This window comes from Aerococcus sp. HMSC062A02 (genome assembly GCF_001809535.1).
Lineage (GTDB): Bacteria > Bacillota > Bacilli > Lactobacillales > Aerococcaceae > Aerococcus.
Genome location: NZ_KV797919.1, coordinates 20,294 through 40,024 on the forward strand (window position 1 = coordinate 20,294; position 19,731 = coordinate 40,024).

General features: G+C 33.6%; 17 protein-coding genes. 13 read left to right on the plus strand and 4 right to left on the minus strand.

Annotated elements, in window-relative coordinates; all coding sequences use genetic code 11:
* The 7 genes from HMPREF2626_RS03465 (at position 1) to HMPREF2626_RS03495 (ending at position 8,979) form a co-directional block, all read left to right on the plus strand.
* Positions 1-900 (plus strand): glycosyltransferase, encoded by a 900-nt coding sequence (locus HMPREF2626_RS03465; protein WP_070617485.1) that lies wholly within the window; start codon positions 1-3, stop codon positions 898-900.
* Positions 901-924: 24 nt separating this feature from the next.
* Complete coding sequence (locus HMPREF2626_RS03470) at positions 925-1,836, plus strand: glycosyltransferase family 2 protein (RefSeq protein ID WP_070617488.1); 912 nt, start codon at positions 925-927, stop codon at positions 1,834-1,836.
* Positions 1,837-1,969: 133 nt separating this feature from the next.
* Complete coding sequence (locus HMPREF2626_RS03475; protein ID WP_070617493.1) at positions 1,970-2,914, plus strand: ATP-grasp fold amidoligase family protein; 945 nt, start codon at positions 1,970-1,972, stop codon at positions 2,912-2,914.
* Positions 2,914-4,404 (plus strand): lipopolysaccharide biosynthesis protein, encoded by a 1,491-nt coding sequence (locus HMPREF2626_RS03480; RefSeq protein WP_083294324.1) that lies wholly within the window; start codon positions 2,914-2,916, stop codon positions 4,402-4,404. Before HMPREF2626_RS03475 ends, HMPREF2626_RS03480 begins: the two co-directional genes overlap by 1 nt.
* A 78-nt stretch (positions 4,405-4,482) precedes the next feature.
* Positions 4,483-5,451 (plus strand): AAA family ATPase, encoded by a 969-nt coding sequence (locus HMPREF2626_RS03485; RefSeq protein WP_070617496.1) that lies wholly within the window; start codon positions 4,483-4,485, stop codon positions 5,449-5,451.
* Positions 5,452-5,722: 271 nt separating this feature from the next.
* Complete coding sequence (locus tag HMPREF2626_RS03490; protein WP_083294325.1) at positions 5,723-8,014, plus strand: S8 family peptidase; 2,292 nt, start codon at positions 5,723-5,725, stop codon at positions 8,012-8,014.
* 92 nt (positions 8,015-8,106) lie between these two features.
* Positions 8,107-8,979, plus strand: coding sequence for an LPXTG cell wall anchor domain-containing protein (locus HMPREF2626_RS03495; RefSeq protein WP_070617499.1), 873 nt, complete (start codon positions 8,107-8,109; stop codon positions 8,977-8,979).
* A gap of 139 nt (positions 8,980-9,118) precedes the next feature.
* Here the strand turns inward: HMPREF2626_RS03495 and HMPREF2626_RS03500 are convergent, their stop codons facing one another.
* Positions 9,119-10,231: an acyltransferase family protein gene (locus HMPREF2626_RS03500; RefSeq protein WP_070617502.1), complete on the minus strand. Its 1,113-nt coding sequence runs from the start codon at positions 10,229-10,231 to the stop codon at positions 9,119-9,121.
* A 468-nt stretch (positions 10,232-10,699) separates the two neighbouring features.
* Here HMPREF2626_RS03500 and HMPREF2626_RS03505 point away from each other — a divergent pair, with 468 nt between their 5' ends.
* The 4 genes from HMPREF2626_RS03505 to HMPREF2626_RS03520 all read left to right on the plus strand — a co-directional run bounded on the left by HMPREF2626_RS03505 (position 10,700) and on the right by HMPREF2626_RS03520 (position 14,456).
* Complete coding sequence (locus tag HMPREF2626_RS03505) at positions 10,700-11,395, plus strand: hypothetical protein (RefSeq protein WP_070617505.1); 696 nt, start codon at positions 10,700-10,702, stop codon at positions 11,393-11,395.
* Positions 11,396-11,541: 146 nt separating this feature from the next.
* Complete coding sequence (locus HMPREF2626_RS03510) at positions 11,542-11,973, plus strand: hypothetical protein (RefSeq protein WP_070617508.1); 432 nt, start codon at positions 11,542-11,544, stop codon at positions 11,971-11,973.
* A 451-nt stretch (positions 11,974-12,424) separates the two neighbouring features.
* On the plus strand, positions 12,425-12,499 hold the full coding sequence (locus tag HMPREF2626_RS10000) for a type I toxin-antitoxin system Fst family toxin (protein ID WP_371440388.1): 75 nt from the start codon (positions 12,425-12,427) through the stop codon (positions 12,497-12,499).
* A 601-nt stretch (positions 12,500-13,100) separates the two neighbouring features.
* Positions 13,101-14,456, plus strand: a complete 1,356-nt coding sequence (locus HMPREF2626_RS03520) for a reverse transcriptase domain-containing protein (protein WP_246818919.1) — start codon at positions 13,101-13,103, stop codon at positions 14,454-14,456.
* Positions 14,457-15,221: 765 nt separating this feature from the next.
* On the opposite strand, the gene HMPREF2626_RS03525 is transcribed toward HMPREF2626_RS03520, so the two are convergent.
* A complete protein-coding gene (locus HMPREF2626_RS03525) occupies positions 15,222-16,109 on the minus strand; it encodes an Abi family protein (RefSeq protein WP_070617519.1) in 888 nt (295 codons plus the stop codon).
* A 468-nt stretch (positions 16,110-16,577) separates the two neighbouring features.
* Here HMPREF2626_RS03525 and HMPREF2626_RS03530 point away from each other — a divergent pair, with 468 nt between their 5' ends.
* Positions 16,578-17,654 (plus strand): DUF5067 domain-containing protein, encoded by a 1,077-nt coding sequence (locus HMPREF2626_RS03530; protein WP_070617522.1) that lies wholly within the window; start codon positions 16,578-16,580, stop codon positions 17,652-17,654.
* 163 nt (positions 17,655-17,817) lie between these two features.
* Here HMPREF2626_RS03530 and HMPREF2626_RS03535 read toward each other — a convergent pair whose 3' ends face one another.
* Both HMPREF2626_RS03535 and HMPREF2626_RS03540 read right to left on the minus strand, forming a co-directional pair.
* Positions 17,818-18,309 (minus strand): hypothetical protein, encoded by a 492-nt coding sequence (locus tag HMPREF2626_RS03535; RefSeq protein WP_143236728.1) that lies wholly within the window; start codon positions 18,307-18,309, stop codon positions 17,818-17,820.
* A gap of 82 nt (positions 18,310-18,391) precedes the next feature.
* The gene (locus HMPREF2626_RS03540; protein WP_070617528.1) at positions 18,392-19,006 is read right to left on the minus strand and encodes an AbiTii domain-containing protein; all 615 of its coding nucleotides are present in this window, start codon (positions 19,004-19,006) and stop codon (positions 18,392-18,394) included.
* Between the two features lie 212 nt (positions 19,007-19,218).
* On the opposite strand from HMPREF2626_RS03540, the gene HMPREF2626_RS03545 reads away from it, so the two are divergent.
* Complete coding sequence (locus HMPREF2626_RS03545) at positions 19,219-19,635, plus strand: hypothetical protein (RefSeq protein ID WP_070617531.1); 417 nt, start codon at positions 19,219-19,221, stop codon at positions 19,633-19,635.
* The last annotated feature ends 96 nt before the right edge of the window (positions 19,636-19,731 follow it).

A 19,731-nucleotide genomic window follows, 5' to 3' on the forward strand; every position in this document is an offset into this window, starting at 1 on the left:
ATGCCTAAACTATCTGTAATTATGAGTGTATACAATGAAAGTAAAGACGTATTGGAACAAGCTATCGATTCCATTCTAAAGCAAACATTTACTGACTTTGAGTTTTTAATAGTTAATGATAATCCAGATAATCGAGATATATACGAATTTCTTGCTAACAAAGAAAGAAATGACGAAAGAATTATTTTGATTATAAATGAAAATAATATGGGGTTATCTGCTTCATTGAATAGAGGAATTAAGGCAAGCTCCTCTAATCTAATTGCTAGGATGGATGCTGATGATATTAGTCTACCTAATAGATTGGAAGTAGAATATAATACTTTAGCTCAAACAAATGCTGATATCGTTGGTTCAAATGCAATTGTAATTGATGAAGACGATAATGAGATTAAGGAATTTTACGAGAAGCCTATAAACAATCCTAAAGAAAAATTACTTCAATATAATGTATTAATTCATCCAAGTACAATGTTTAATAAAACCTTATTTGAAAAAGTAGGGGGGTATAGGGAAATAAAATATGCGGAGGACTATGATCTATGGCTGAGAATGTTAGAATACGATCCTAATGTCGATATAATAGAACAGCCGTTACTTAAATATAGGATACGTAAAGCAGGAATCAGTCAATCAAATGCGGTTAAGCAATTTATGACATCAGTCTATGTTCAGAAGAAATATTTACAAAGATTAAAAAATGGAAATGATAGTTTTTCAGTAGAAGAGCAAAAAACATATATAGATAATAACTTTCCTGATTCTAAAGATCTTGATTATGTTGAAGATCGTCTAGGACAGAAAAATAGGGATGGTTTACTACAGGCGTTATTAAAAAGTAACTTTTTCAGATCGTATTATATGCATAAAGTAAAAATGGCTTTATTTAGTAAATTATGATTAGCTTAAGGAGGATTAAATGTTGTGTATACTCTATCTATTATAATTCCAGTATATAATTCTGAAAAATATTTGCCTCACCTATTAACTCAACTTGAACAATTAGATAGAAAAAAAATTGAGATAATATTTGTAGATGATGGGTCAAATGATGGGTCAAAAAATATTATAAAAAAGGCGATTAGAAAAAACATAAAATACATTTATCAAAAAAATAGTGGTGCACCTTCAGCCAGGAATAAAGGATTAATGGAGTCTGAAGGAAAATATGTATATTTTATTGATTCTGATGATTTATTGAATTTATATGGTCTAAAAAAAATTATTCAGTATTTGGAAAATAAAATACATTTAGATGTATTGATAGCTAATTTTGAATATGTAGATTCTTCTAATAGCTCGTTTATTTATGAAAATTTTGTTTATAGTGATTTACCTAAAAAAAATGAAGCTTGTCATTTGTCTCCAATACCAGGAAATAAAATTTATAGAAAAAAATATTTATTAGATAACAATATTTATTTTTTTAATGTAAGGATAGGTCAAGATCTTAATTTCTTTTTAAAAGCTATAGACTCGGCAAGTATAATAGAGTATTGTAATGAATCTATTTATAGATATTTTATCAGGGAGAATAGTATTAGTACTAGTTATGATTCACGTATTGCTGATATAATTTTAAGCATAGATAATGCAGAAAATTGTTGTAATACAATAGATAAAACAACTTTTAATGAAATAAAATATACACATTTTAATTATCAATTAACTAAAGTTCCTAAAATAAAACAAAAAGACCAACAAAGATATGTTGTAAAAAAATTGACTGATTCTATAAAAAAAATTCCTAGGAAAGATGCTATAAATAATTGTAATTGTAAAATACTTTTTTGTAACTTCATCAGGAGAAAAATATTTGAATTTAAATATTTATAGCTATTAGTAAGAGACTTACTCTATACATGTTAAATAATAAAATTGATTAATAAAGAAAAGATCTAAATTAATAAGACGATAAAAATGATCAAACGCTAATATTTTTGGTTAAACTTATTGGAAGTGAGAGTACGTGCTAAAATCAACACTTAAAAAAATAACCCCACTATATCATAGATATATTACTTATAGAAATAATATAGAAATAAAAAAAGAAAATCAAAGAAGTAAATTTACTGACAAGCAAATGGAAGATAATCTTAAGTTTGTTTATAAGAATAGAACAAATCAAGATCTGGACTGGAATCATTTGGAACGCTACACGGAGAAGATGCAATGGGCTAAATTATATGATGGCTCTCAATTAAAGACAAAATTGAGTGATAAATTTTTAGTTAGGCAGTGGATAGGAGAAAAAATTGGTGATCAGTATCTTATTCCCTTACTAGGTGTGTGGGATAGCTTTGAAGAAGTCAATTTAGAAGACTTACCTGAACAATTTGTACTGAAGGTCAATCATTCTTCAGGAGTCAATCTAATTGTGAAAAATAAAGATCAGATTGATTGGAAAATCCAAAAAGTAATATTCAATAATGCTTTAAAACGAAACTTTGGTTATACAGAGTCTTTAGAATTACACTATAAGGATATCCAACCAAAGATAATTGCTGAAGAGTATGTTGAAGATTCTTCAGGGCAATTGAATGATTATAAATTTTTATGTTTTAGCGGAAAAGTATATTATTGTTGGGTTGATTTTGATCGATATGGCGAACATAAGCGAAATGTGTACAATTTAGATTGGGAGTTACAGGATTGGAACCAATATAACTATTCCAATTTTGAGGGAGAAGTACCTAAACCAAAGAACTTTAATCAGATGATTCAACTTGCTCAGATTCTTTGTGAAGGATTTTCTCATGTTAGAGTAGATTTATATAACGTTGATGGAGAAATTTACTTTGGTGAGATGACTTTTACAAATGGTGCGGGTTTTGAACCGATATATCCAGATGAAGCTAATTTAATGCTAGGGAATTTGTGGCAACTTCCTATTGATAATCGTGAGGGGGACTAATGGATAATATAAAAAAATTAAAACTCAATTCTTCATTTTCATTAGTTAACCAAATTTTGTTAATTGTGTCTGGTTTAATACTCCCTCGTTTTATTTTAAATTTTTATGGTTCAGAAATTAATGGTTTACAGTCTTCTATTGGACAATTTTTATCGATCATTAATTTTTTGGAACTAGGAGTAGGATCCGTCGTTCAATCCGCTTTGTACCAACCTATAGTTAGAGGGGATATTGATCGAGTGAGCAGTATAGCAAGTGCAGCCAATCATTTTTTTAAACGATTGGCTGGTATTTTATTAATTTATGTTGTTATTCTGTGTTTCACTTTTCCTTTTTTTATCGATAGTCCTTTATCTAATATCTCAACGATTTTCTTAATCATCGCGATGTCAATTAGTTTATTCTCACAGTTTTATTTTGGCTTAGTGAATCAAATTATATTAAATGCTGATCAGAAGAACTACATTCAAATTTTAGGTAGTATGGCTACGATCATACTTAATCTAATTCTGTCAGTAATATTAATATACACAGGCTTTGGTATTGTGACAGTCAAGTTTGTGTCGGGATTAGTATTCTTAATTCGACCTCTGTACCTATATTTTTATGTGAAGAGAAATTATAATATATCAACTAGTAGTCATTTTACGAAGGACGCAATACCACAAAAATGGAATGGCATTGCTCAACACGTAGCCTATGTCATTTTGGATAGTACAGATATTGTGGTTTTGACTATTTTTTCTACTTTAAAAAATGTATCTGTCTATACGATTTATAACCTAGTCATTAATGGGATTAAATTGTTATTGTCTTCTTTTACATCGAGTTTCCAGTCATTTTTTGGACATATGATTGCAGAAGAGCGGATTTCTGAACTCAATTTGCACTTTAATCGAATTGAATGGTTAATGCATAATGCATCAACTTTACTCTTTTCATTAACAGCAAGCTTAATTGTTCCCTTTGTTAAGGTCTATACAAGTGGTATAAATGATGCTGACTACAATGCGCCTATATTTGCTTTAATGCTGTGCCTCGCTCAGCTGGTATATTGTATCCGAATACCATATACAGCAGTTGTATTATCTGCCGGTCACTATAAACAAACACAAGCAAGCGCTATCATTGAAGCTCTGTTAAATGTCGTTCTTTCAATAATACTAGTATCAAATTTCGGCTTAATTGGAGTAGCAGTAGGAACCTTCTTAGCAGTACTCTATCGGACCTTATATTTCATACAGTATTTATCAAACAATATCCTTCATCGTAGTAAGAAAATATTCACGAAGCACATGCTGGTCGACATTTTAATTTTCAGCATTACGTTCTGGATTGGTAGCTTCTTCGATGGTGATATTGTAAACATCATTGAATGGGTCAAACTAGCGATTGTTGAGGGAATTATCTTCTCATTAGTTGTTTTGATTGTTAATTTGGTGTTTAATAGAGAGATGGTTTTGGCTTATTTAAATAGGATATGGAAGTAAAGTGTGGTACTATAACTACAAGTAGCAAATCCATAATTATTTATATTAATAAGTTGATTTTTGGTAAAGGAGGAGAGTATGGCAACAATAAATCAAATAAAAGAATTATTTAAATCTCATTTTAATGAAGATAATGAGAAGTTTAAAGTAATTGCTTTGCAGATAGCTGCTCATGAAGCAAAAATTGGTCATACATCAAGCGCTAGAGAGTTGAAAGCTATTATCGACAACTCTCCTTCTACTAAAAATAAGGTTGTAAAACTTAATGATGCTAATAAATTGTTTAAACTTGAATATCCTTCAGCTGGAATAGAGCAATTAGTTGTTAGTGAAGATATTGAAGTAAAAATAGATAGAATTATTTCAGAATATAAAAAAAGAAATATTCTTTTAAAATATGGACTAAAAAATAGATCTAAACTCTTATTAGAAGGGGAACCAGGAACTGGTAAGACTATGACAGCGTCTGTAATTGGTCATGAATTACAATTGCCTTTATATACTGTCCAGATACACTCTTTAATATCGAAATACATGGGTGAAACTAGTGTAAAATTAAAAGAGATTTTTGAACAGATACAAGAAAATAGAGGAGTTTATTTTTTTGATGAATTTGACGCAATTGGTTCGGATCGAAGATATGATAATGATGTGGGAGAAATGAGAAGAATTTTGAATTCCTTTCTTCAATATATAGAAACAGATGACTCTTCCAGTATCATTATTTGCGCAACAAATAATCCATCTATGTTAGATAAAGCATTATTTAGAAGGTTTGATGACGTCTTTGAGTATAGATTTCCTGATGAGATTCAAATCATTAAATTACTTAAATTAAATCTGCAAGATATTTCTTTTAATCAAATTTCTATAAACAAAGAAATAGTAGACTCTGCAAAAGGACTGAGTCATTCTGAAATTGTTACAGCTTGTAATGAAACCAAAAAATATTCATTGCTGAGCGAGGATAACGTTGATAATAAAATATTATTACAATTTCTAAAGGAGAGAAGAAAATTTATGAAATATCAAGAGGATAGATCATAATGCGACATAACCATATAAATTTACATGATAACGGTGAAAGAATCCCTTATACTCCTACAAATATTGAAGGAATAAGGAAAATATACCAAAACGGAATAGAATTGCCCATGCTGCTAAATTAGAAAATAAAATAAATTCTATATTAGCTAATAATTCAACAGATAAAGATAACTCCATCACAGAAAAAGATGGAGTTTATTTACAATTTAAAGGTAAAGAAGGCTATAAATTACTTACTAATAGTCTTGAGCATGCGTCGCAAAATGTTCGCTTGTGTAATATTAAGGAAACGTATGATTCTGAAGAAAAATGTACTACTCAGTATGCGACTGTTTTTCTACCTGAAAAGAAAAAAGATTTTTATTCAAAAAAATTAGATGAATATAGAACTTCAAAAGATTCTAATAAATTTATTGATAGTATTGAAGATGTCAATAGAGCTACAGTTCATGAATTATGGACAGATCAGGCCGAAATTCCTAATAAAAATAAAGAAGCTTGTGAAATTTGGTTAAGTGTTTATAAAAAAGATAGTCCTGAAAAAGTAGTGGAAGAGTTTTTTTCTTTATGCGAACAGTTTGAAATCAGTCATTATGATAGCTTTGTAGAATTTCCGGAAAGAGTTGTCATATCTGTAATAGCAAATTTTGAAATGTTAGAAAATTTAGTACAAAATACTTCAAAAATTGCAGAAATTAGAAAAAATCAAGTTCCTGTTCCCTTTTTCTTAAGAGATAATGATAGAAACGAACAAAGAGAATGGTCAGAGGAGCTGTTGGAAAGACTCTCTTTTGATGACTCTAATTTCTCTATCTGTTTACTTGATACAGGTGTAAGTAATGGTCATCCTTTAATTTCCTCTGTCCTCTCAGATGAAGATATGCATACAGTATTTGATGACAAAATAGTACAAGATAAAAGTGGTAGTGGACATGGAACTGCCATGGCAGGTATTGCGACATATTATAATTTAGAAAGATTATTAGATTCTTGTTTAAAATACAATATCAATCATCATTTAGAATCTGTGAGAATCCTTAAGGAAAATGCAGAAGCAAGTGATGAAAAGGATATAAAACTTTATGCTGATGTTACTTCTGAAGCTATATCGAAAGTAGAAATACAAAATCCATCTGCCAAAAGGGTTATTGCAATGGCTGTGACTTCTGGCAATAGCGAAAACTCTAACAATAGTAGCGGGTATAAAGCTGACGGAACGCCTACTTCCTGGTCCGCAGGAATAGATAATTTATCTTTAGGAAATTATGGTGCTGAAGAGACTGAGTCTAGATTGATAATCATTTCTGGAGGAAACACAAGTTTAGAAGAAATTGAGGATGCAGAAGATTACAAAACAGCTGTAACTTTACATTCTGTTGAAAATCCTGGGCAATCTTGGAATGCTCTAACTGTTGGAGCTTATACTGAAAAAGCTTTAGTCTCTGAATATGAAGCATTAAATAATTATAAACCTATAGCGTTAAAGAGCGGATTTTCCCCGTTAACTTCTTCGTCAGTTATGTGGGATTCTAAGTGGCCTATAAAACCAGAAGTGGTTTTTGAAGGAGGAAATGTTGGCTTCAATAAGGATGATCCATACATTAAATATGATACCAGTGATCACTTAAGCTTATTAACTGCAAATAATAAATTTAATAGAGGAGATTATTTTACTACGTTCAACGGAACTAGTGCAGCAACTGCTCAGGCATCAAATTTAGCGATTAAAATAATGAGTCGATATCCAGATATTTGCCCTCAAACAGTTAGAGCTATAATGGTACATTCAGCAGAATGGACTGATGAGATGTTCAAGCAAATATTTGGTCATAATGATAAAAAAGATTTAAATAAAGGCGAATACAGAGCATTATTGAGAACAGTTGGTTATGGTAAACCTAATGTAGAAGCAGCATTATATAGTTTTGATAACTCAGCTAACTTAATTGTTGAAGATGAAATCCAACCCTTTAAGAAAGTAGGAAATAATTCCCCTACAATTAATGAAATGGCTATTCATGAAATTCCGTGGCCTAAAGATGTACTATTAAGTTTAGGTAATACGCCGGTTAAATTGAAAGTAACATTATCCTATTTTATCGATCCATCACCTGGGCAAATCGGATGGGGCGATAAATATAGATATCCAGGATGTAGACTTTCTTTTGATATTAATAATATAAATGAAAACAAAGAAGATTTTGTAACTAGGATAAATAAAAAAGCTCGAGAAAAAGCAATAAATAATGGAACTTATCAGGAAACAAAAAACGATAGTAATCGATGGCTATTAGGAACAAATAATAGAGATGTCGGGTCAATTCATTCAGATGTTTGGGAAGATACTGCTTCAAATTTAGCTGAAAATCGTTTTATTGCTGTTTATCCAGGAGGCGGTTGGTGGAATAAAAGACAGCACTTAAAAAAATATAATAACAAAATAAAGTATTCGTTAATTATCAGCATTTCTACTCCTGATGAAGAAATTGATTTATATACTCCTATCCAAAATCAAATTAATATTGCTAATAGGAATATAGTCTCGAATCAAATTGAGCATTAAATTAAAATCGATTTTATAGATATTACACTATCCGTCTGATCCCAGAAACTGAAGACCAGGTGCTCCGCATCAATGAGGAGAATTCCAAGACTGTGATTCAGCCACGCGATGATTTGGCTTTGGGTGAGCATGTGATCATCCAGGATGGGGTGAATCGCTATACCGAGATTACCAACCGGATCTATAAGGACCACCAGAATAATATCCTCAAGACCCAGGAGATTTCCCGCCAGGACTTCCCTGGTCAAGACCTGATTATTGGCCTTGGTACTGGCAAGGGGCAATCAGGGCTTCCAGCTGAAGAGGAGCCATCGCTACCAGTTCATCCGCAAGAGCCTGATAGCCCAAGGCCGCCATCCACTGAGCAAGCTGTTGATACCAATCCAAGGGGCGAGATGTCTCGAGGACCGGTAGAGAGACCGCAAGCTATGCCTCAAGGACAAAGTGAAGGGGAAGAAGTCTCCTCTACTCATACAGAAGAGCTTATGACTTCTGATGACTCACTTAGGATAAGTGACGACTCGGTATCTAATTCCTATGACCAGGTTAAAGAAGAGGCTGGGATGGATCATATAAGTCCTATATCGGAAAGCATGGCCCCTGGCTCTGTAGCTCCTGAGCACCTGCTTACCGCCAATCCGGACAAAGCAAAGAAGGCCCCAACCTTGCTTCCAAGTTCTAAGCTAGGGGTTCGCTCTGAAGCTTTAGCAAGTCAAAGCACTGATCGAGCGAAGGTAAGTTCAGTGAAGCCCCAGCTCCACCACCAATCTGTTCAGACCAAGCTTTCTAACCAATCAAGCTTAAGAAGGAGTGCCGAGGCGACCGCTAATGCTCCAAGGGTATTCACCCAGCTCCCTCAAACCGGGGGAGGGTCGGACCAAACTATGCTAGGCATCGGCTTGTCCAGTCTCGTAGTCGGACTACTTTTGCGCTTGAGTAGCTTTAAGAAAAGAAGGAATAATTAGAAACGTGGTCAATGAAATATCCCCCTAGAAAAGATGCTTTCTAGGGGGATGTTTTATTGTTAGTTTCTTTCTCATTGCGGGGGCTTGCTTTAATCTTGCCGAGTGCTTATATTTAATGCTTAGCGGTTTTCTAAACAGATCAGCCGAATACCAGCTTTCTACAAAACTGCCCAAGTTTACTCAAAAGCTTTAACAGCTTATCTTTATGGCGATCCACCCAGCGCATAAAGGGTTTTTCAACAAGCTTTTGCCTGATTAAATCGATGAGCGCACATGCGCTATAAACTAAGCCCACCACAAGAATAGAGTAGGGGATTAGGAGGAGTGAATCTTGATAGTGCTGGTTTTGGAAGATATCATGCCATAAAAAAGGTCTTAGTATGCGATGGTCATGTAATAGGTAGATACCGAATGTGGTGGATGCTAAGAGGTTGATGAATTTATTGTAAGGCACATCAAGTTTCACAAAGCCCAAGAATAAGCTTAAGGCGATGAATAGAATCGATAACTTCTCCATCCCATAAAAGTGCGTGGCATAGGCAGCAAGCTCCTCCCACCTTGTGCCTAATACCGTAAACATGATGTTGGAAAGATAGGTGAAGGCTGAGAAGATACCCGACCAGATAAAATATTGTTTGCTGGTCAAATTATGGTTAAAGCCATGCAATCGCGCATAGCCAGCAATCACATATAATGTAACGAACCACCATAAGTAATTGCTTTGAAAGTTTGAAGCCGTTAATGTCGGAATGACAGACCACATTGTGACCAGTAATATAAGAAGGGTTTGATAGGCTTTCTTGTCGAGTCCATTGAGCAAACGATTAAGAAATGGGTGGATGAGGTAGAGGACAAAGTATGTACTCGCGAACCACCATGAAGAGAAGGTAATCGGGAACAGGGATTTTAAGGTCATATTATTGGCATAGTCATGAACAGGAAACAAGGAGAATATGACAAAGAGACCGATTGAATAAAAAATAATTTGTCCCCAAAGTTTCAAAATCTTTTTCACATCAAAGAGCTTGTCCTGTTTCGTGATGAGGAAGTAGCCTGACATCAAAATAAAAACATTAACGCCAACCTTCCCTCCTATGACGATGAAGTTATACCAAAAGTGGGGGATGGTAATAGCGGTTGCTTCCCAATTAAAACCACCATGCACTGCAAAATGATGAAAAATAATCATTATAATCGAAATGATTCTTAACAACTCAATATTGGTCTGTCTCTTGATCGGTGAATGTTTCATAGGATCGTGTTAACCCCCATTTTGTGATGTGACATGGTGGATTATATCATCAACTTAGCTAGTCTTAAGGTAAAAATAAATACGCCATGTATCGTTCACTTATCAGGCAAGAAACTTACGATTAATAAGTAGTCGCCAATCTTGCCATGAAATAAGCATACCAAAACGGCCATTAAAGGTAAATATCTAGACGGTTTATAATGCGGAATTATGGAATTTTTAATGCCTCTCGAAGCAAGCTGCAGCTTGCCGGGATGACTAGTAGATTGCTATCTCCCAGAAGCTAGGAATTAGACTGGGCGCCTGGCTAAGTCTAGCTGACAAAAAAGATCGGGTTCCCCTAGAAAGAGTAGTTTCTAGGAGAATTTATTGTCAATGAAGCAATTAACTCTATCAAGTTGGTATACTAAGACTAGCTAAGAGATACAGAGTAAGCCATCTTATCTTCTCACTGAAAGGAAGGATCTTATGACAGGCAAAATAAGTTTAGTTTTACTTGCTAGCCTAGCCTTGTCCGCCTGCGCCGGATCAAGTATTGACCAGGAAGAGGCATCAACAGCTTCTGAATCTGAACCCAAGCAAGACGTTTCGTCGGTCGCCGAAGCTCAAGTTTCTAGCGATTCATCCAGTGAGCGCTCAAGCCAAGCTAGCAGCTCTGAGACCCAGACACCAGCTAAGCGAGAGCAACCACCAGCTACTCAGGATAACAGAGCTCACTACCAGGCCGAGGAGTACCAAGAATCCAATGAGTATCCAGGTTACACCAATAAAGAAGTCGAAATGGTCCGGGTCTATCTGAGTGTGATGAACAACACCGACCTCTTCCCTTATGGTAACGATGGCGACCATATCGATGCGAGTTTCATACCAGCAGGCACAATTGTAGATCCCTATGCTCCTGAGCTATCCCCAGTTTGGCCCACAGATGCCTGGAATATCGCCATGGGCAAGACTACGGCAGGCTCTTCAATCTTTCAATATACCAGCAACTACGACGGTACGGTCACCGTCTATCGCTTGCCGTATCATTGGCACGGGACCCCAGAATCTGAGTCAGCCCGCGCGCAAGAAGCCTTAGATAACGGCTTTATCCTCCCCGTCGAACCCTACACCCCAAGCCAAGTCCAACCCCTGCTCGATACCTTGCAGATATGGGACGAGTGAGAGGCTTTCCACATAACGCGAAAAATTCCCCTAGAAGTAGCTGTTTCTTGATATAGTGCTCACTAAAAAATTGGACGAAGGACTTAATTTTGGACATTAATTTGAATGGATAAATGCGGAACTTAATATTTTAAGAGGAGATATAGATGAATAGGATAGAAACATCAAATTTTAAAGATCTTAATGAATCAGAGTTTTTGAATGAGTTTTATAAAGTTGTTTATGAATTTGCAAGATATTTATATAAGAGATTCAATTCCTTATTAACTGAAGAAAAAATATACAGTCAATTCTTCGATAATAACGACATAAGTTGTTTTATTATATTAAATAAATTATTTTTTCAATATATCTATTCCTTCTTTATTTTAAATTCTTATGAACTGAGTATACCTTCTTTTAATTCATTTAGGACCACTATGGAAATTTTTAGGTTATTTAGGTTAGTAGTTTTAGATGAAGATTTTAGAAAAGATTATTTACAGAATAAAAATATTGAATTTAGAACTGTAAGAGACAATAGATTCATGCAAAGTAAAATTATCAAAAAGCTAGATGAACTTGAAACAGATTTATGAAATAGCGATACTATTCCTCTTTCGATAAATCTTCAAAACCACAATTATACAAAAAACTCTACCTATTCTGAAATACATAGCGAATTATCAAAATGGAGTCATGCTTTAAATGTCAATTTAATCTTTCCAATGTTTATAAATGATAACAAAATAAACCTAAAAATAACTGATGAAAATAGTATTTATAAAGAGTTACATGTAAAAAAATACGTGGAAGGAATGTGTTTAATGTTATTAGATCACAGTTCTAATCTTGGTTGCATTGGGCCTATTCTTGATGATGACTTGTATGCCAAAACAACCGAATTACTAGAAATGTATGATAAATATGTAGAAATATTCTATAAGAATTGATTTATATAAAAATCCATTTGACTTATTGTAAATGTGCTATAATTGTTTCGGGCTAACTCCCTGGAGGGAGGTGCTGTAAATGCAAAATGACTTTCTTATGTTGGTTATTGTGCCAATTTTTGTTGGTATAGTAATTGAACTATTTTCTTGGTGGTTAAACAAGAAACAATAACCGATTAGCCCATTTTAACCCACACGCTTATTCCACGCTAAGCGAAAAAATACCCCTAGAAGTTGCAGCTTCTAGGGGTATTGTGCTGTAAACGTAGACTTTCTTATGTTCCACAACTTTATTATAACACTATATGATAAAATAAGCTAATTAATCAGCTTATTTTTCAGGTTGAATACTTTAAATTAGATTTTATAAATCTGATATAATATCAGTAGATTCAACACGTTCATAGGCAATTGTTATTTATAAGAAAGTATGATAACATATACATGCCTAACACGTTAGGTGTTAGAATAGGTAGTTTGGACCATTTTGTCAAGTAATAAATACCTTCCGCTAAATTGGCGAATCGGTTAATAATGCTTGTAAGATGATTCATAGGTTCGACATATCGAAAGATTACAAAAGTAATCATCAGTAGAATTATAGAACACACGTTCGAATTCTCCTTTCGTTTATGGAGACTTTCTAGCCTAATGCTATGATAGCATAGTTAAGTAGTGGGCTATCTATTTTATAGATACAAGTTTTGCGCTTAGGAGTCTGGAATTAGTTGCCCAGCTAAAGATTCCTAAGCTCTTACAGTGAGGTTATGTGTGTGAATTGTCAAAAATATATTTCAATTGATAACTATAAAATGAAACCTTATAAACATATCGATCGTCCAATAAGAATTCAAAAGGCTAAAAGCTATGTAATGTCTCCTACTAAAGTGGCAAAACATAGCTTTTTGCCTTTTATATCATATGTTCTTTCAAATGAAAAATGGACTGGGATTCCAAACAATGAACTGGAAGGACGCCCAATAAAAATCAAAGAACGCCAGATTATGTATGCTGGGCATTTTGATTCTTATATTTATAAATATTATAGTCAGCTATTGAATTGTAAGTACACTGATTATTTAAAACAAAATAATTTAGATCGAGTAGCAACAGCCTATAGGAATAATAAATCAGGGGAGTCCAATATAAATTTTGCTGCAGAAGTCATTAATTTTATAAAGCAACAACCTGAAGCATGGATTTATGTAGGTGATTTTGAAAAGTACTTTGATACATTAGATCATGAATTATTGAAAACTCGGCTTAAAACGATCTTAGATACTTCATATCTTTCTGATGATTGGTACAATATTTTCAAATCTTTAACTAAATTTGGATATTATGATCGTGAAGCTTTAGATAATTATCAGAATACGCAACAAGAAGCTTTTAAGGGACAAGAAAAGAGATATTTTTACTCTCTTAAAGAATTTAGAACCTATCAAAAGTTTAATAAATGTTCTTATAATAAGCAGTCGTTTGGTATTCCTCAAGGGACTTCAATTAGTCCTGTTTTAGCAAATATTTATGCAATAGATTTTGACCAGTCCATGCAAGAAATTGCTGCTAAATATAATGGGATATATCGAAGATACTCAGATGATTTTATATTAGTTTTACCTAAGTTAAGATCAGATTATGACCAAGAAAGAGTTATTAAGATAATTGAACAAGAAGCTAAAATAAACAAAATTAAAATTAATAGTGATAAATCCCAAAAATATTATTTCATAAATAATGATTTGCTAAAGTTAGCCCCTAATTCTATGAATGCCAAGGGTCATTTAGACTATCTTGGATTTATTTTTGATGGCAAAAATGTAAGGATGAGAAATAAAAGCGTTCAAAAATTTTATAGAAAAACAAAAAGGACTATTGGATATGCTAAATGGGTTAAGTATGATAAAAATTTAAAGAAGCTGCCTTATCGTAAAGTGATTTATAACTTATATACTGATATGGGCCTTAATTACAAAACTTATGGTAACTTTATAAATTATACAAAACGAGCTCAACGAATATTTGATGCTAATTCCCCAAATACTAATAATTTAATGATGCAGCAACTTTCAAACCGAAAAAAGAAGATTGAAAAGTATTTAGGCTATAAAATACATATAAAGTTGTGAAAATGATTGTGTAGGATACTAGAGAAAATAGTCTATAGAAAGAGTGGATAATTTAGTGGAAATAATTGGATCATTGATAGGAGTAATTGTAGGTTATTTACTATCAATTATAAATAAAGTAATAGAATCTTATTGTAAGAAGCGTAAATTGAACAAGTTTAAATTAATGTTACAAAAAGAATATTTAATTTCTATTGAAAATAAAATAGAGCAAATGAAGGCTATTAGAAATAGGTACTGTAGTAGAGTTAACTAATATTATAAGTGTATGTTTAAAAAGACTTGATTATTTAAAGAAAAAAGAACTTGTTTATTATTCTACCAATGCTCAGGGTGAGATGATTCGTTCTGTAGAATTTACAGAAAGTTACCTTTATCAATTAGACCAATTATTAAGAGCGTCACATCAGGTTGATTTAGATAAGAAAAATAGATATATAGCTGAAAAGAAAGAAGCAGCTTGGAAACTTAAAAAAGTTTTATGAGGAAAATTTTGAGAAGTACTATTCTTATGAAATTGATCGCTTTCTAGGATGGAAAGATGTTTTTGATAATGAGAAATTTCAATAATACTTTAATCTAGTTAAAATTCTAATTTCTATAGCTGTCTTTAATACAGCTACTCTTTATTTTAATATGCTCATAATTTGGCCTGTATTTAGCTCTTCGTAATAGGTGGGTAATATGTTAAATAAAAAAATCGGGCGACGCATAAATGCATCGCCCGCAAAACTTTCGTTTTCAAGTCGTAAAGTAAGTATAGTGTTAAATTTGTAGTTTGTCAATGATGATCTTACAAAAATCATACATTTGACATAAACTAGGGCTCGATTTATATAAATAGGCGTCTCTAACCATTCGTCCATCGAAAAGTTCCTTAATTTCCTCAAGTAAGTGTCGTTTTAGATCATTACTTTTTATAACTACGTCAACAGCTATAAGTAACGCAATGAAATCTTGGACGGAATTATTTTTTAATCTATTTTGAATGGTTTTTCTTTTTATATCGTCTAATAAATTTTCTAAACGGTCAGCTAGATTTTCATGGAAGTAGCCCCTTTTATTAACTAAGTCATGTATTACACAGTTGTTGTGAGCCGCTGCGTTACGAATATTTTTAACTTTATACAATAATTCATATTCAAATTCACCACAAGAATATTTTTGACAATAATATCTGTAAAAGTTAACAAATGCTCCAAAAGATATTACCTCTAAGAAAACCCAGACTGGATAATTTGGATGTTCAAATTTCTTTAATAGCTTCCTGACGTAGACAGTTTTTCGCCGGTTTTCTATTTCTTTAAAAAGTTTTTCAGAAGAATGTCGATAATCGCTTACAATTTCGTATTCATCAACACCTCTTTCTTGGATATCTTTTAAGAGGCTTACTTTTAAAGCATGTTCTACGCTAAGGCTAGTACTTAATATCCAGCGTTTAAGATACATATCTATAGTTGATAAATCTTTCAAAGCTTTAAAATCAAGACCTACATATTTATTGTTATGTTTAGGGAAATTGGTTTTGTATGCAGTGAGTTTGACGTAATAATTATGCTCATTTAGGAATTTGATTGCATCGTCCTCACTACAATACTTAAAAGTAACCCCTTTACTCTTTAGTTTATCAATGAGTTCTTCTGTTCTAAGAATGGCCTAAACCTCCTATGAATGGACTTCAAATTCATTATATCATGGATAGTTTTATTTTATGTAAAAGATTTGTTTTCTCAAAAAAGTAAGTTTAATCCATTTATAGCTTAGTATCCTTTTTTCCTCTCAAATAAGCATACACCAAGCAAATCCCTACAGTAATGATGGCGTATAAAACAGTAAAGCGATCGTTAGGGGATTTTGAGATGAAGACGCCCCATAAGATTGAGGCTAGGGCAGTAACAAAATTTTTCAACGGACTTACCTCCTAATTCATTACTCGCTTAAATAGTGATCGTTAATTAGAGTATATCACAATAAATAAAAGCTTTATGCCAATACATATCCCATCTAAGACAGTTATTCAAAAACTAATTAAAAACTCTCACACCCATTAAAATCTTTGATACACCAGTTTCCCCCAATTTGTTATAATTTTCTCATTATGTTTACTGGAGGAAGTGACTGATGAGGAAATTATACCGCTTGGCCTTGGTGTTTGTGGCAGGGCTGGCTTTGTGCGCTTGTGAGAAGGAGTCGGCATCGTCTGCCTTGCCGGGAGTTTATCGCTTAGACAAGGCTAAGCTCTATGAGAATATCCCTGAGACTTTTGATGGTCGATACCTGGATACGGTGGATATTGATATCGAGATTGAAGAGGTCCGGGTCCTGCCTGCTGGGGCTGAGGGCAATGAAGAGGGGGAGGGGCCTGTGCTTGCCTTCTGGTACGATGCGACCAACAAGTCGGAGGAAGAGCTGTCGGCTTTTGATGCTTGGATCCGCTGCTTTGTCCCAACCCAGCACCAAGACCAGCTGGATGATAACTTCGAGAACGACCTGGCCATCGCCAAAGTGCCAGACTCGCGCTATAAGAAGACCCAGAACAAGAAGTTGAAGCGGAATGAATCTGCCAAGAGCGCCATCGCCTTCAAGGTTGCGGATATGAAGGCCCCTGTGGCCCTGTTCGCCAAGACGGCTCAGGGCAAGCTCCTAGGCAGCCAGGACTATAACCCTGCTGACTTGTTGAAAGACCGACTGCTTAAGAAGACGTCTGCTTCGGACAAGACCAGCCCTGAGTCGGCTGCAGCAGGGACTAAGACCAAGCAGAAGGGGAAAGAGCCTTCTAAGCGGGTGGAAGGGGCGATTATCGAAAGCCTGAATGCCATGTTGAATGGTGCCGTAACGAAGGGCAATATTATTTATTGGCTGAAGGCGGAGGGTTACACAGACGCCGAAATTAATGAGGCCTTGACCTATATCGATCTCGATGACTTATATGGTTCACCAAACTATAGTGGGCGTGATCCCTATGACGCCACCCCTGAACCTATCCAGCCTAGTGGATCATCAGATACGACCTTCCCTGGAGGCCTCCCATCTGATGACGGCCAAGCGCCTTATATACAGACGAACCCGTCCTCGTCTTCTCCTAGTGTCACAGCTGCTGGACCTGGAGCTAGTAGTTATATAGATGATGCGCCGGTAGACGATTACACAGCCGATTGGCCAGACTGGAGTGCAACAGATCCTGCACCACCATCCTAATAGATATCTCATGAATGGAGGTTCTCTCCTAAGTCATTTAGCAGGCTTAGGGGAGGACTTTTAGTTTAAAAATACAATCATAATTAAAAAAATTCTCCTAACTATATTTTTAAATAGCTAGGAGATTTACAGTAGTATAAATTATTATGTGCCTATTTGTCGCTTATAATTTTTCTAATTTTATCCAATCTTTATCATGAAACTTTTTTTGGGTACTCCAGCCTTGAGAGAGAGTCATAAAACGATAATAATGTTTTTTATCTTTTTCGTCATAAAAACTTAAACGAATATTATTAAACTCAAATTTATTTTGATTATCTAGTATATATAAGAATTCTAAACTCGAAACGGATTTGTTAGGCACTATAATACTGTATTTTTTATCGTTACCATATGTGCCATAATTAGTAGAGGTTCTAGTACCAATTTCTTCCATTTGTAGCATTTTCTTTTTAAATTTATTATTATAAAATAATTCTAAGTTAATATTCCTTAATAAAACTGAAGTGTTTTTTGTATTTACTATTTCAATTCTAGTAGGGACATATAGCCTATTGTCACAAATTTCACAGGTTATATCAAAATTTTTAATAAAAACATTCTTTTTATATAAATTTATTTGACCGCGACTATTGATACATCTTTCGATTAACATAACACCTAATGAACCAATTAAACTTAAAATGGCTCCTATAGTTAAATATATAATTTGCGAGTAATTTATACTTGCTATGATACTATTGAAGAGATTTATTATCATAAAATAAAATATTTTCTAATTCTCCTTTCAAATTATTTAGTTCATCTTGATTAGCTTGGCTATAATCAATATCAAAATTATCTAAGTTACCGAACTTACTTTCTAGTAAGATAAATGCTTTTATTAACTTTATACGAACTGAAGAAACAATATTCTGAAGAACAGAAGTATCATAATCCATTCTTAGGCGAAGGCACTGTATGTTAGATACTTTATATACATGTGTAATTAGCCAATTTAAATCTATTGAAAAAGTAGTACCCTTGCTTATTCGTTTTACACTAGTTATATTTGAATTTATTTTTGTAAATTCTAGGATTTGGTCAAATTTGTTACTAACGATTTCTGGTTGTAAAATAGCATTTTCTAATTTTACATTCCCTTTAACGCCAGAATAAATAATAACTCCTAGTCCTATATGTCTATAGTCTGGAATTATGACATCTGGTGGGTATCCTTGTAACTCATTTTCGCACCATTTTATGATCTTAGTATATCCCAATTCAAGAGCAATTAAGTAAAGTCTTTCAATAGCAGTTGACTCTTCAATAGAATGATGTATTAACTCTTTTATAATAGTACTCTTACTCATTGTAAAACCTTTCTGTGTTAAATGTATAACTAATATATCAAAATTGACAGAGTTGTTCAAAAAATTGTTATTTTTATATTATGAATTAGATAAGGTGGCACTTACTATCTTACCCTGGGAGATACAGATATGGTATGAAAATGATAAAGAGTGGAACTATCTCTCCCATTCACAACATAAACAAGACTATATTCATTAGGAGGTGTCATAAAATGAAACATTTGATATTTCTTTATCAAAAGCTTGCTTCTAAGGAGCGATTGGCTTTTAAATTGAGTTCGGAAGAAACGCTTTTTCCAGAAGATTTACCGGAGACAATCTTCGAGTTAAATGCTAAGTATCAGCTTGCTAGCCACCGCATCTATTCTAAAGATGCGACCAGCCAGTCGATTGAAGACCAAGATAGCTTCTTTAAAGGGGTGCATTGGTTTGAATCGGTTGAGGCCTTTAAACGTGCTATTGAAGAAGATCAAAATCAACTAAACCCTTTAGATTTTGATAGATTACAAGACATAGCAGAACAAATGGGGCTAGAAGTCAAAGAAAATTTAAAACCTGGATTCTATTCCAAAGACAGCTACGACTCCTATGCTTCCTTATTTTCTTTAGATGGTAATGAGGAAAAATAGCACTTCTACAGTTTTAAGCACCAATCTGATCCTGAGCAGAAGTGGAGCGTTGAAGTTGGACCTTAGCCATGAACAAGCAAACATACTAAGATTAGC

Excerpts from the sequence above, each read along its gene's own strand:
- HMPREF2626_RS03465 (WP_070617485.1), top strand. The coding sequence starts at position 1 with ATGCCTAAACTATCTGTAATTATGAGTGTATACAATGAAAGTAAAGAC.
- HMPREF2626_RS03480 (WP_083294324.1), top strand. The coding sequence starts at position 2,914 with ATGGATAATATAAAAAAATTAAAACTCAATTCTTCATTTTCATTAGTT.
- HMPREF2626_RS03485 (WP_070617496.1), top strand. The coding sequence starts at position 4,483 with ATGGCAACAATAAATCAAATAAAAGAATTATTTAAATCTCATTTTAAT.
- HMPREF2626_RS03500 (WP_070617502.1), bottom strand. The coding sequence starts at position 10,231 with ATGAAACATTCACCGATCAAGAGACAGACCAATATTGAGTTGTTAAGA.
- HMPREF2626_RS03505 (WP_070617505.1), top strand. The coding sequence starts at position 10,700 with ATGACAGGCAAAATAAGTTTAGTTTTACTTGCTAGCCTAGCCTTGTCC.
- HMPREF2626_RS03510 (WP_070617508.1), top strand. The coding sequence starts at position 11,542 with ATGAATAGGATAGAAACATCAAATTTTAAAGATCTTAATGAATCAGAG.
- HMPREF2626_RS03530 (WP_070617522.1), top strand. The coding sequence starts at position 16,578 with ATGAGGAAATTATACCGCTTGGCCTTGGTGTTTGTGGCAGGGCTGGCT.
- HMPREF2626_RS03535 (WP_143236728.1), bottom strand. The coding sequence starts at position 18,309 with ATGTTAATCGAAAGATGTATCAATAGTCGCGGTCAAATAAATTTATAT.
- HMPREF2626_RS03540 (WP_070617528.1), bottom strand. The coding sequence starts at position 19,006 with ATGAGTAAGAGTACTATTATAAAAGAGTTAATACATCATTCTATTGAA.
- HMPREF2626_RS03545 (WP_070617531.1), top strand. The coding sequence starts at position 19,219 with ATGAAACATTTGATATTTCTTTATCAAAAGCTTGCTTCTAAGGAGCGA.